This is a genomic window from Bacillus sp. z14 (2026) (assembly GCF_058313575.1).
This window is the reverse complement of sequence record NZ_JBZFQK010000001.1, coordinates 422,862-434,967: the sequence shown is the minus strand read 5'-3', so window position 1 is coordinate 434,967 and position 12,106 is coordinate 422,862. Positions and strand designations below refer to the sequence as shown.

General features: G+C 38.2%; 11 protein-coding genes. 10 read left to right on the top strand and 1 reads right to left on the bottom strand.

The genetic code is table 11. The features are described from left to right. The first annotated feature begins 4 nt into the window (after positions 1 to 4). The 6 genes from trpB to trhA all read left to right on the top strand — a co-directional run bounded on the left by trpB (position 5) and on the right by trhA (position 6,392). On the top strand, positions 5 to 1,207 hold the full coding sequence (gene trpB / locus AC4G3O_RS01920) for a tryptophan synthase subunit beta (protein ID WP_491135935.1): 1,203 nt from the start codon (positions 5 to 7) through the stop codon (positions 1,205 to 1,207). Then, positions 1,197 to 1,997, top strand: a complete 801-nt coding sequence (gene trpA, locus AC4G3O_RS01915; protein ID WP_491135736.1) for a tryptophan synthase subunit alpha — start codon at positions 1,197 to 1,199, stop codon at positions 1,995 to 1,997. Before trpB ends, trpA begins: the two co-directional genes overlap by 11 nt. A 122-nt stretch (positions 1,998 to 2,119) precedes the next feature. Then, positions 2,120 to 2,605, top strand: a complete 486-nt coding sequence (locus tag AC4G3O_RS01910) for a DinB family protein (protein WP_066106986.1) — start codon at positions 2,120 to 2,122, stop codon at positions 2,603 to 2,605. A gap of 564 nt (positions 2,606 to 3,169) precedes the next feature. Continuing rightward, complete coding sequence (locus AC4G3O_RS01905; protein WP_066106983.1) at positions 3,170 to 3,787, top strand: 5'-nucleotidase, lipoprotein e(P4) family; 618 nt, start codon at positions 3,170 to 3,172, stop codon at positions 3,785 to 3,787. Between the two features lie 431 nt (positions 3,788 to 4,218). Continuing rightward, a complete protein-coding gene (locus AC4G3O_RS01900) occupies positions 4,219 to 5,679 on the top strand; it encodes an NAD(P)H-hydrate dehydratase (RefSeq protein WP_491135735.1) in 1,461 nt (486 codons plus the stop codon). A gap of 68 nt (positions 5,680 to 5,747) precedes the next feature. After that, positions 5,748 to 6,392 (top strand): PAQR family membrane homeostasis protein TrhA, encoded by a 645-nt coding sequence (gene trhA, locus AC4G3O_RS01895; RefSeq protein ID WP_066106977.1) that lies wholly within the window; start codon positions 5,748 to 5,750, stop codon positions 6,390 to 6,392. A 58-nt stretch (positions 6,393 to 6,450) separates the two neighbouring features. Here the strand turns inward: trhA and AC4G3O_RS01890 are convergent, their stop codons facing one another. After that, positions 6,451 to 7,155 (bottom strand): type 1 glutamine amidotransferase domain-containing protein, encoded by a 705-nt coding sequence (locus AC4G3O_RS01890; protein ID WP_148629792.1) that lies wholly within the window; start codon positions 7,153 to 7,155, stop codon positions 6,451 to 6,453. Positions 7,156 to 7,735: 580 nt separating this feature from the next. On the opposite strand from AC4G3O_RS01890, the gene AC4G3O_RS01885 reads away from it, so the two are divergent. The 4 genes from AC4G3O_RS01885 (at position 7,736) to AC4G3O_RS01870 (ending at position 12,011) form a co-directional block, all read left to right on the top strand. Continuing rightward, on the top strand, positions 7,736 to 9,031 hold the full coding sequence (locus AC4G3O_RS01885) for an ABC transporter substrate-binding protein (RefSeq protein WP_066106955.1): 1,296 nt from the start codon (positions 7,736 to 7,738) through the stop codon (positions 9,029 to 9,031). Positions 9,032 to 9,117: 86 nt separating this feature from the next. Next, positions 9,118 to 10,077, top strand: a complete 960-nt coding sequence (locus AC4G3O_RS01880; protein WP_066106952.1) for a carbohydrate ABC transporter permease — start codon at positions 9,118 to 9,120, stop codon at positions 10,075 to 10,077. Next, complete coding sequence (locus AC4G3O_RS01875; protein ID WP_066106949.1) at positions 10,074 to 10,916, top strand: carbohydrate ABC transporter permease; 843 nt, start codon at positions 10,074 to 10,076, stop codon at positions 10,914 to 10,916. The genes AC4G3O_RS01880 and AC4G3O_RS01875 overlap by 4 nt, the downstream gene beginning before the upstream one ends. A 90-nt stretch (positions 10,917 to 11,006) precedes the next feature. Continuing rightward, positions 11,007 to 12,011 carry a LacI family DNA-binding transcriptional regulator gene (locus AC4G3O_RS01870; protein ID WP_066106946.1) on the top strand — a complete coding sequence of 335 codons (1,005 nt, stop codon included), beginning with the start codon at positions 11,007 to 11,009 and terminating at the stop codon, positions 12,009 to 12,011. The last annotated feature ends 95 nt before the right edge of the window (positions 12,012 to 12,106 follow it).

Sequence of the window (12,106 nt, the reverse complement as noted above, 5' to 3'; positions counted from 1 at the left end):
TCAAATAAAAGAATATCCAGATAAAACTGGCCGATATGGGGAATATGGAGGAAGATTTGTACCGGAAACATTAATGCCGGCTTTGTTCGAATTGGAGGAAGCCTATAAAACGATTGCGCAGGAAGAGTCATTTATTACTGAATATCAATTACTTTTGAAGGATTATGTAGGAAGAGAGACTCCGTTATACTATGCGGAAAATTTGACCGAACATTTAGGTGGTGCGCGGATTTACCTTAAAAGGGAGGATTTAAATCATACCGGGGCTCACAAAATTAATAATACACTTGGTCAGGCCCTGCTTGCCAAAGTAATGGGCAAAACAAGAATTGTTGCGGAAACAGGTGCCGGCCAGCATGGAGTCGCGACTGCTTCAGCCTGTGCCTTGCTTGGTTTGGAAGCAGTAATCTTTATGGGTGAAAAAGATGTGAAGAGGCAAAAACCGAATGTATTGAAAATGGAATTGTTGGGTGCAAAGGTAGTGCCTGTACAACAAGGAAGCTGTTCACTGAAGGATGCCGTAAATGAAGCTTTACGTTACTGGGTCGGTCATATTGAGGATACACATTATTTATTGGGATCTGTGATGGGACCCCATCCTTTCCCGCAAATTGTACGAGATTTCCAGAGTGTAATAGGTCGGGAAACCAGGGAGCAATTCTTAGCTTTACACAATCGATTGCCAGATGAAATTATTGCCTGTATCGGCGGTGGCAGTAACGCGATGGGGATGTTTTACGAATTTTTAGAGGATGAACAGGTTACTTTAGTAGGCGTGGAAGCGGCTGGCCATGGGTTAGATACAAATGAGCATGCAGCATCCCTTTCAAAAGGAGAAAAGGGGATTCTGCATGGCGCACTCATGTATCTCCTGCAGGATAAAGCTGGACAGATAGAGGAAGCTCATTCTATATCGGCTGGACTAGATTATCCGGGAGTCGGACCGGAGCACTGCTTTCTGAAGGACGAGGGAAGAGTTGAATATATATCTATTCGAGATGATGAGGCATTAGAGGCATTTAAGCTGTTAACAAGAAAGGAAGGAATTATACCTGCGCTCGAAAGCTCGCATGCGATAGCGGAAGCAGTCAAAAGGGCACCTAATATGGGGAAAGATCAGTCTATTGTGATTTGTTTATCTGGGAGAGGAGATAAAGATATGGATACCGTCATGAATGTAGTTGGAGGTGCGGAGCATGCCTATTAAGCTAGTAGATTGTTTTTCAGAGGCTAAAAAGAGTGAAAAAAAAGGGTTTATCCCCTATATTATGGGCGGTGATGGAGGGCTTGATCAGCTTGTTCCGACTATAAAGTACTTTGAAAGATTAGAGGCTTCCGCCATAGAAATTGGAATTCCATTTTCTGACCCAGTAGCTGACGGACCTAGCATTCAGGAAGCAGGTTTACGTGCCCTGGAACAGGATATTACTTTGGAGGATATATTAAATGAATTAAAGAATACTGAGGAAATTATTGAAATTCCGTTAATAATGATGACGTATGCAAATCCTGTTTTACGCCTTGGGATTTCAAAATTTGCTGCCAAGTGCAGAGAAGCCTCCATTAGTGCCTGTATCATTCCAGATGTTCCCCTGGAGGAAGAGCAGATGTTTAAGAAAGAGCTCAGTAATGAAGGGATTGTGTTAATTAGACTCATACCTTTAACGGCAAATCCAACTCGAATGGCAAAGCTTTGTGATGGAGCGGAAGGTTTTATTTATGCAGTAACGGTAAATGGGACAACAGGAGAACAGGCACAGTTGAATGATGAAGCCTTTAAAGAACAAATCCTACAACTTAAGCAGAATACGGATTGTCCAATCTATGCGGGATTTGGAATATCCAATGCAAAGACGGCCAATCAATTGTATGACTATTGTGATGGAATTATTGTAGGGAGTAAGGTTGTAAGTTTACTGCATCAAAAGGGCCATAAGGAATTGGAGTCCTTTGTTAAAGAATTGATTAGAAATAAGGCAAAACAAACAACCAGCTAACAATTTGTATGTTATCAGTCCAATAAGCCGTTTCACTTCTGTTTTTTTTCAGGAAAGATAGGGTATAAAGGATAGCAACCCATATCTTGTGAAGGGCAAAAAGAATTAGTGGAGGGGATTATATGGAAACGACTGGTATGCAAAAACAATTTGAGTTGACCAGAAGTAAGCTACAGGAAATTTTAGAGGATTTATCTGAAGCGGAGGCTGATCTTCAACCAGAAGGTTTTAATAATACGATTCGCTGGCAATTAGGGCATGTACTGGTAAGTGCGGAATCCTTCTTGTTTGATTATCCTGGCAGCGGTTCACCGCTTTCAGAGTTATATGGAGAATTTTTCAGAAGCGGAACTTCGCCAAAATATTGGCAAAGAAGTGCACCTTCTTTGAATGATATCAAGTCCAATTATCAATCTCAGGAAAAGAGAATTAAAGATTTACCGGAGGAATTCTGGAGAGAAGAGGTAACAGGTCCTCTTGCAAAGTTTGGTATTAAAACAAAAAGCGAATTGTTTCACTTTTTACTGAGCCATGAAGCGATGCATCTAGGTCAGATTCAATCATTAAAAAAATTAGTTGAACGACATAAGACTACTAATCAATATTAATAAAGAGAGCGGGGAAGTTGTCATACCCTAAAAGTTAGAGTAAAACTAACTTTTAAGGGGCGGTATCGCATTCCCCGCTTTTTTTATGTTTCTGTTTATTTATTAAGCAAAAGATCTGAGAAATTCTTTGCACCCGTATCTATAAATAGAACAAGAATGATACCGATCATCAACAAAATAAATGGTTTTTTAAACAAGAATATCACCCCTATATTTATGAATATTAGTTCTTATGAATTCTAAGATATGTATACCAATGGAGATAAATAGTTTTACAATTCGGCTCCTCATAATAAAGACCCTGATTAAAGATTAAAAAATTTCTGGAAAATAGGTTTATTCTGTAAATTCCGACTGATAAAATGTTCTGTTTTACGGTTTCTTTGAGGATGTTTAGTAGTATTTTAATAAGAAAAAGAAAATTCTAAATCAATCAGTAAAGATCTCAAATGAGGTCTTTTTTTCGTATCCAATACCTACTTTATTTAAGCAGATTCGCTATTCCAATATAAATTTTTCATGAAATGAAAAGTCTTTGGAAAAACTGTTCGAGAGGTGATTGGAATGAAAAAGAATGGCATCAGAAAAGGAAGTATACTTATTACTGTATTTAGTGTTTGGATAAGCTTACCTATGAACTGGATAGAAGCTAGTCCGTATAAGAATCAACAAGAAGAAAATATAATGCACGTCCTTAGGTACCAACAATCTACGACTGATGCGTCATTTAGTAAAGGTTATAAAGTGGCTAAACATAGACTCGATCGAGCTCTGCAACAAAAGACGGATGAGGATAAAGCCATTATTTTAGATTTAGATGAAACCGTATTGAATAACCGCCCTTTTTTAGCTAAGTTGGCTCAAAAGAAAAGCTCCTTTAATGATAAAGAATGGGATGCATGGGTCTACCAAGCAAATGCCAAACCTCTGCCTGGTGCATCAGAGTTCCTTCAATATGCGGATATGAAAGGAATCCAAATCTTTTATGTGTCAAACAGGAAAAAACATTTATATGAGGCTACTGAAAAGAATCTGAAGAGGGCTGGATTACCGCAAACGGATCAAGGACATCTTATTTTACTGACAGATGAAGTGAATACAGAATCAAGAAGGAAAGCAATCGAAAAGAATCATAGCGTCATTCTGAACCTCGGTGATAATTTGATTAATTTTTCCAAGTAAATTGATACTTATGATCATCAAGAACGAATGCAGCAAGTTGGATAAAAGAACAGGCAGGAAATAAGTATAAGTGTTATCAACTTCATACAGGGGAACTGGAAAAAGGAGATACGTTATTTACTGGAAGTTGATGGTTAAACAAATGTCAGTTCCGATTGTGGAGCTGACTATTTTATTTTAAATCGAAAACTTATACCGGAGCTTTACCCCACCTATATCACACCTATCCCCGGTCAAAGGTGGCGTAAAGGTATGGGAAAGGTGGGAGAAAGGAGGAATCCCCTGGCTATGGACCATCTACCCACCTATGCTACCTCTCTCCTAAACCTATATCTGATCAATAGATATCAGATCCCTTACCTTACTATATCGTTTAAATTTCCTATTCCTATTGTTGTATACTAAAAATATAAGAAGAGAGGTGGTCGATGATGAATATTTATTTTGCGAATGATATCAGAGAAGTCGACAGTAAAGCTGACGCGAATGGGCTATCCATCTTTACTTTAATGGAAAACTCTGGACAGGCTTTGTTCAGAGAAGTATCCAGTTTAATTCAGAGGGAAGATGAAGTTGGAATCATCGCTGGGCAAGGAAATAATGGAGGCGATGCGATTGTCCTTGCGAGATTATTGCTGAATCACGGTTATAAGGCGACGCTTATTTTGCCGTTTGGATTGCCAAAGTCTGAAGTTGCGCAACAGCATTTTTCTTATTTTATTACTTGTGGATACCCATACACCCAAACGATTAAAAATGAATATGATGTTCTGGTAGATGGGCTCTTTGGAATTGGGTTTAAACCGCCGTTTTCCAGTCATGCGGATCGAGTGCTTGCCTACTGGAACCAATCATTGGCTCTGAAAATTGCGATTGATATTCCTTCAGGTGTTGAAGCAGATAGAGGTAATGTAGTGACTGCCTTTAAAGCAGATTACACATTATGCTTACATGGGGTTAAGCCTTCAGCTTTTTTAGTGCCTTCGGCTGAATACTATGGGACAGTCAAATCGTTGGATATTGGATTGGTACAGCAATCAGGCTGGAGAGTATGGACAGAGGAAGATGTTAAACAAACATGGCCTGCTTTACCAAATAATCCGCACAAAGGATCATTTGGAACCGGATTATTAATTGCTGGCAGTGAGGAAATGCCAGGTTGTGCACTTCTGTCTGGTCTTGGTGCTATGCGTTCCGGAATTGGCAAACTGACAATCGCAACCGATAAAAGTGTAGCACAAATTGTTTGTCAGAGACTTCCTGAAGCAACCTATTGGTATCACACGCTTCAACAATTAAAAGAAAATAAACAGCTATCCAGTATGAAAGCAGCAGCAATCGGTCCTGGTTTGGATTTGGATGAACAATTGGAGGATAAAGTTCAATTTTTATTGAATCAACCTGATTTGCCTCTTATTTTAGATGCCGCTGCCCTGCAAAAAAGAGAGTATCCAAAAGGGCGTCCGGCACCGGTCATTTTGACACCTCATCCCGGAGAGATGGCTCGAATTACAGGATTATCTTCTAGGTGGATCAATGAAAACCGCATTTCGGTTGCTCGTGATTTTGCTATTGAACATGAGGTAACAGTTATTTTAAAAGGAGTAAATACGGTTATCGCTTTTCCAGATGGAACTGGCTATATCAATCAAACGGGAAATCGCGGTCTTTCAAAAGGCGGTTCTGGAGACACATTGCTTGGAATTATTTTAGGATTACTGTGTCAATCTGAACCTTTCTCACACTATACAACAGCCGTGTCGAATGCGGTTTATCTTCATGGGAAATCGTCAGAATATTGGGCGATTGAACGTGAACCTAGCGCAATGCTAGCAACAGATATTATGGAGGTCTGGCCATATCTTTTAAAACAATTAAATCTTAAAAAATAGGTAGAAAGGTATTAATTTAGCAAAAAAACGGGAATAGACAAATAAAAAACATGGAAAGGAGTCTCTTGATGAATCGAGTCTATACTTACACCAAGAAAGAAGAAGTCGTCAATGCGATTACGCATGGGATAGGAGCAGCTTTATCCTTTGCGGCCCTAATCTTAATGATTGTTTTTTCTATAACGAATGGAGCTGGCGATAGGCTATCAGTTGTTTTGGTCTATGGAATATCGATGTTGATGCTTTTTACATTCTCGACTCTGACTCATGCATTTCCTGAGGGCAAAGTCAAAGTGATTATGGAATTCTTTGATCATACCTCCATCTATTTATTTATTGCAGGAACGTATACACCGTATGCAATCATTGCGATTGGAGGGAAAACAGGATATGCATTATTGGCGATTATCTGGACGTTGGCAATAGCCGGAATTGTTTTTAAGGCCATTTTCCTAAGGAAATTTGTCATTCTCTCTACAATAATCTATATCATCATGGGCTGGTTAATTGTTGTAGCATGGGAGCCGTTAAAAATGGCAGTTCCTCCAACTGGATTAATGATGCTTGTGTATGGCGGATTATTATACACGGTAGGAAGCATCTTTTATGTATGGAGAGGGTTTCCATATCACCATGCGATTTGGCATCTGATGGTCTTGGTTGCTTCTATTCTGCACTTTTTATCTATCTTTTTGTATGTATTACCTATGTAAATTAAAAAAATGTCGATTCAATACTCCAACAAAGGTTTGGAGTTTGAATCGACATTTTTTAATATCTTTTTTGATTTTGTAAGAAATGTAACGTTTTCTCACCAACTGCTCGTGCGCTTTGTGGATTTTGTCCTGTAATCACTCGCTCATTTTCCACCACATGTGATGTGAAAGGAACGGTTGATTTTGTGAATTTTCCAGCTTTAGCGGTTAACTCATTTTGAAGCTTGAATGGTATTTTATGTGATGCAAACATGATCGTTTCTTCCATATTTGTATAACCGGTTACTGTTTTTCCTTCCAAGAGATGAGTCCCATCTGATAATACAACATTTAATAAAGCAGCAGGTCCGTGGCAAACAGCCGAAACGACACCGCCTTTTTCATATATTTCAGCGGTTAACTTTTGAATGCTGGACTGGTTAGGGAAGTCCCACATCGTTCCATGTCCGCCGGCAAAATAGATGCAGCCATACTCGTCAGATGTTATTTCATCGATAGAAGTGGTTTTATCCAATCTACTAATAAAATACGGATCCAGATAGTATTCCTTTGTCCTGTTATCCAGCAAGACAGGGAGAAGGCTTTTCGGATCAAGTGGTACTTTTCCTCCTTTTGTGGAAACTATATCAACCTCATATCCTGCCAATTTTAAACAATCATAAAAATGTACAAGTTCGCTTAACCATAAACCCGTTTTGTCTTTTTCATTTTTCATATATTCATGGCTCGTCACAACAGCCAATACTTTCTTTTTCGCCATTAAAAATCCTCCTATCTGTAAAGTGTAATTTTAACATAAATTGACTCTATTGACCTATTATTATGGTGTTGTGAAATAAAGGAAGGGGTAAGGTTTGTTATTTGGTACTTATTATGGAACGTTGCCCCACTAAGGACAAGTTATAGTGCTGTATTTCTTAAAAATTGCTAAATTTCATTGGTTAACTTTCCAATAAAAAAAGAATAAAAGCTCTAATCTACTCTAGAAACTCAAGATACAAGAGGAACGATACTTCCAAGTTTTATCTAGATTTAACCAAAGAATATTTAATATAAATTAATTACGAAAGCGATTTCCAAAATAATGGTCATTTTTCCCAATAAATGGTTGATTTTTCCGAATAGTCGATTTATAATCACTAATGAAAGCGGTTTCTAATCTCTGATAATGATATGATTTAAATTCTTTTTGGAAACCGGTTTCTAAACGGTGGTGCTATTATCATTTTTTTAAAGATTAATATGGTAAAGGGGGTTAAGCAGTACAGAATCCAAATTTATATTTATTGCATCATCCATTGGATGATGGTCTGACCAAATTATTATAGGGGGTTTTACAATTGAAAAGCTTAAAAAAATTGGCTGCAATCGGATTATCAACGGTCCTGGCGCTGTCGTTGGCAGCATGTAAGGATGATGAAAAGACTTCTTCAAACGGTGGTAAAAGTGGGGAAAAAGTTACTCTGGATTTCTGGACTTTCGGAGCTACGAATTATGAGGATCTTGCGAAGGAATATGAGAAGGAAAATCCAAACGTCACGATTAAAGTAAGAGCAGCTGAAACAGCAGATCATCATGATGCTTTATTTACTGCTTTATCTGCTGGAAGTGGAGCACCTGATATCACGATGTTGGAAATTGACCAACTGGACCGTTTTAAAGGAGCGCAGGATCGCTTTGAAAACTTATATGATCTTGGTGCAAAAGATATTCAGGATCAGTACTTAGATTGGAAATGGAAAACAGGGGAGAATGATAGTGGGGATTTCCTGATTGGTCTGCCAACAGATATTGGACCGAAAGCCTTATACTATCGTGCAGATTTATTTGAAGCTGCAGGTCTTCCAACAGATCCTGAGGAAGTAGCCACACTGATTAATTCACCAAAAGCTTTTGAAGAAGCTGGTGTGAAGGTGAAGGAAAAAACAGGCAAGGTATTTATAGATAGTATCGAAATGGCATTCAGAGCTTACTTGGATGGTGCAGAAACAACATTCCTTAATTCTAAAGGGGAGTTATTGATCGAAGAGGACGGTAACGCTGTTAAAGAAGCTTATGATTATGCTGTGAAATTGAATGAAATGGGTATTGTTGGTAAATTTGAAATGTGGTCTCCGGAGTGGGCAAATGCTGTAAATAAAGGTGAATTTGCTGCTGAATTAGGGGCTGGATGGTTAAAAGGCTGGATGGAAGGGAATGCGCAAGAAGCTTCCGGTAAATGGAGAGTTGCGACATTGCCATCTGAATTTGCGGCAAACTGGGGTGGCTCATTCATCTCCATACCAAGCGAAACGAAAAATGCGAAAGAAGCATATAAATTTACTTCATGGTTAGTTTCTCCAGACAATCAACTAAAATCCTTCCAAGACAAGGGACTTTTCCCTTCCGCACAAGCTGTATATGAAATGGATGCTTTCAAAACAAACGAAGATGCTTTCTTTGGCGGTCAAGCAACAGCACCTGTATTTGCAAAAGCAGCACAGGATATCAGTGGGGCTGTTTATAAAGGAGAAAAATACTTCCCAATCTATTCAGAAGTATTGAATGGCTTAAAGAACGTTCAAAATAAAGGAACGGATCCTGAAAAAGAATGGAAAGCCGCTGTTAAACGTTCCAAGGGCTTACTAAACCGGTAATTTCAATAGATTACTAATAAGGTGGGAATCGGCGTGACTTTCATGGATACGTCGCTCCCATCTTTGATAAGAAAAGAGGTGTGAAAATGGATCCAGTGAAAGCGAATCCTAGTATGAACGAAATCAAAGTTAAAAAGAAGCGAGCTAGATCTGAGGCAAAAAAAGATATGTATTCCGCTTATTTATACATTGCTCCTTTCTTTATCATTTTTGCGATTATTGGTTTATATCCTATGATTTTCAGTATTTATTTAGCATTTCAAAAGTGGAACGGTCTCAGTCCCATGGTCTCAGTGGGGTTGGATAATTTTAAGGTTGTTTTAACAGACCCTCTATTTTGGAAGGCTGTTTATAATACGATTGTTATGGGCATTATGGGCACGGCTCCGCAAATTGTGTTTGGAATCATTTTTGCTTATCTGTTAAATCTAGCCTTCCTAAGATTTAAAAACTTCTTCAGAGTCACTATTTTTATGCCTTATATTACATCAATGGTTGCGGTAGCCTTGATTTTCAGTGTGCTGTTTAGTAATCATGAATCCTCCTTAGCCAATTATGTTCTTAGTTTAGCAGGTCTTGATCCAGTAAGCTGGGCAAGTTCAGAATGGGGAACGAAAATTGCGATATCCATTATGGTCTTTTGGCGATGGGTTGGCTATAATACAATCATTTACCTAGCAGGGATTCAGAGTATTCCCAATGATTTGTATGAAGCTGCCACGATTGATGGGGCAAATAAAACCCAACAATTTCGTTACATAACCATTCCTATGTTAAAACCATTTATTATACTGACTGTCTTTACTTCTACCGTTGGAGCTTTGCAGCTGTTTTCCGAGCCTACTATATTTATGGGAACAGGCGCCTTTACAAGAGATGAGGCTATGACGATCGTTATGTACCTGTATCGTGATGCTTTCAGATTGCAATCCTTTGGTACTGCTTCTGCAACAGCTATTATTTTGCTGGTATTAATCTCAGTGATTGCAGCAATCAATGTATACTTAACTTCTGGAGTTGGAAGAAAAAGGAGGGGTGGGAAATGAATAAAAATAAAAAAGTGAGGAAATTTTCCATAAGCAAACTATTAGTTTATACCTTATTGGGCATCTCCTCCTTATTATCCTTGTTCCCGTTTTATTGGATGTTTGTAATGGCGACTAGTCCAAGCTCGGCCTTTAACTCGATTCCTCCCACCCTTACACCGGGGAATATGTTAGTTGAAAATTTTAAAAAGGTATTAAATCAAATTGATTTCTTCGGTTCGATGTGGAACTCATTTGTCATTTGTGCCATTGTAACAATCGTTGTTCTATTCATTAGTTCATTGGCCGGTTTTGCCTTTGCTAAGTTTACATTCCGGGGAAAAAATGTACTATTTATCGCGATTTTGCTAACGATGATTATTCCGCCGCAATTGGGTTTAATCCCTCAATATTTCCTTATATCAAAGGCGGGCATGCTTGATACATTACCAGGGGTAATGGTGCTGTTCTTTTTAAATCCTTTGGGTATCTTTCTCATGAGGCAATATATTAGTAAATCGGTTCCTGATGAACTTATCGAAGCAGCAAAGTTAGATGGCTGTTCGAACTTTAGAATTTATCGCAGTATCATCGTGCCGATTACTCTCCCTGCATTTGCAACGTTGGGTATTATTGTCTTTACGGCAGTATGGGGTGAGTTCCTATGGCAGTTTACCGTGTTAAGAGATCCGGAAAATTATACGATTCAGGTAGCATTGGCTCAATTAAGCAATACACATAATGTGGATTTTGGAATGATTATGTCAGGTGTATTTTGGGCAACAGTACCGTTATTACTAGTATTTTTATTTTTCAACAGGTTGTTTATTTCGAGTATTACTGAAGGCTCAGTTAAATAAACATTCCTTCCAAATTTTATGCTTAACTATTGAAACTCCTATTAACCTAAAAATGGGTAACCAAACTACTCGCATTTAGAAGGGATTAACATGAATTTAACGATTAAAGATATTGCACAAATGGCCAATGTATCTCAAGGTACAGTTTCAAAAGTAATCAATAATTATGAGGGAATAAGTGAAAAAACGAAAAAAAAAGTGATGGATATTATTAACCAAAGTGGTTACGAGCCAAACTTTTCTGCCAGATCATTGGCTACGAAAAAGTCAAATCTAATTGGGTTAATTTATGCCGGAAGAATTAATGTTGATATGACCCATCCTTATTTTAATGAGGTTATCTCTTCATTTAAAAAGAATATAGGTTTACTGGGTTACGATATTTTAATGTTTTCAAACGAACATTTTCAGTCGGATAATGGAAGTTATTTAGCAAGATGCCGGCATTTTAATGTGGATGGCTGTTTAATTATTGCTGGTGAAGAGGTGGAGGAATCTACCTACGCTTTAGCTTTAGCCGGCCTGCCCTGTATCGGAATCGATATTGAATTAAAAGGGCCAAAGGCTAGCTATATTATGACTGATAATTTGGGCTTGTCGAGAAAAGTGGTGGAATATCTGTATCTTCATGCTATTAAAAAGATTGGTTTTATTGGCGGTATATTTGATTCTCCTGTTTCGATCTTTCGCAAAAAAGGTTTCCTGGAAGCACTGAATCAATTTGGACTCGAAATTTGTGAGGACTGGATTCAATACGGTGATTTTCATGAGGAAAGCGGGTATGCGGCAATGAAGAAAATCCTGTGCTCTAAAACGCTGCCAGAAGCAATTTTTGCGACATCAGATATGATGGCCCTCGGAGCTTTGCAAGCTATTAAAGAAGCAGGCTTAAGCTGTCCAGATGATATCCGGTTAATTGGCTGTGATGATATTGCAGCCTGCCGTTATAGTTCTCCAAAATTAACAACGGTGAAACAGGATAAGGAAAAGTTCGGTAAATTATCCGCCTATATGCTCGACGATTTAATTAATGATAGATCCCAATTAAAACCGGTATTTATTGATTCCGAATTAATTATCCGAGAATCCTGTTAATCAAAGTTTCATAGACTTCGAGGTTCACAGAAGCTGATAAATTCTGATGTTTTCGATGTATGAAGCTATTTTATAACCCATAAGAAACACAGATA

Excerpts from the sequence above, each read along its gene's own strand:
- AC4G3O_RS01910 (WP_066106986.1), top strand. The coding sequence starts at position 2,120 with ATGGAAACGACTGGTATGCAAAAACAATTTGAGTTGACCAGAAGTAAG.
- AC4G3O_RS01880 (WP_066106952.1), top strand. The coding sequence starts at position 9,118 with ATGGATCCAGTGAAAGCGAATCCTAGTATGAACGAAATCAAAGTTAAA.
- AC4G3O_RS01875 (WP_066106949.1), top strand. The coding sequence starts at position 10,074 with ATGAATAAAAATAAAAAAGTGAGGAAATTTTCCATAAGCAAACTATTA.
- AC4G3O_RS01870 (WP_066106946.1), top strand. The coding sequence starts at position 11,007 with ATGAATTTAACGATTAAAGATATTGCACAAATGGCCAATGTATCTCAA.
- trhA (WP_066106977.1), top strand. The coding sequence starts at position 5,748 with ATGAATCGAGTCTATACTTACACCAAGAAAGAAGAAGTCGTCAATGCG.
- AC4G3O_RS01905 (WP_066106983.1), top strand. The coding sequence starts at position 3,170 with ATGAAAAAGAATGGCATCAGAAAAGGAAGTATACTTATTACTGTATTT.
- trpA (WP_491135736.1), top strand. The coding sequence starts at position 1,197 with ATGCCTATTAAGCTAGTAGATTGTTTTTCAGAGGCTAAAAAGAGTGAA.
- AC4G3O_RS01890 (WP_148629792.1), bottom strand. The coding sequence starts at position 7,155 with ATGGCGAAAAAGAAAGTATTGGCTGTTGTGACGAGCCATGAATATATG.
- AC4G3O_RS01900 (WP_491135735.1), top strand. The coding sequence starts at position 4,219 with ATGAATATTTATTTTGCGAATGATATCAGAGAAGTCGACAGTAAAGCT.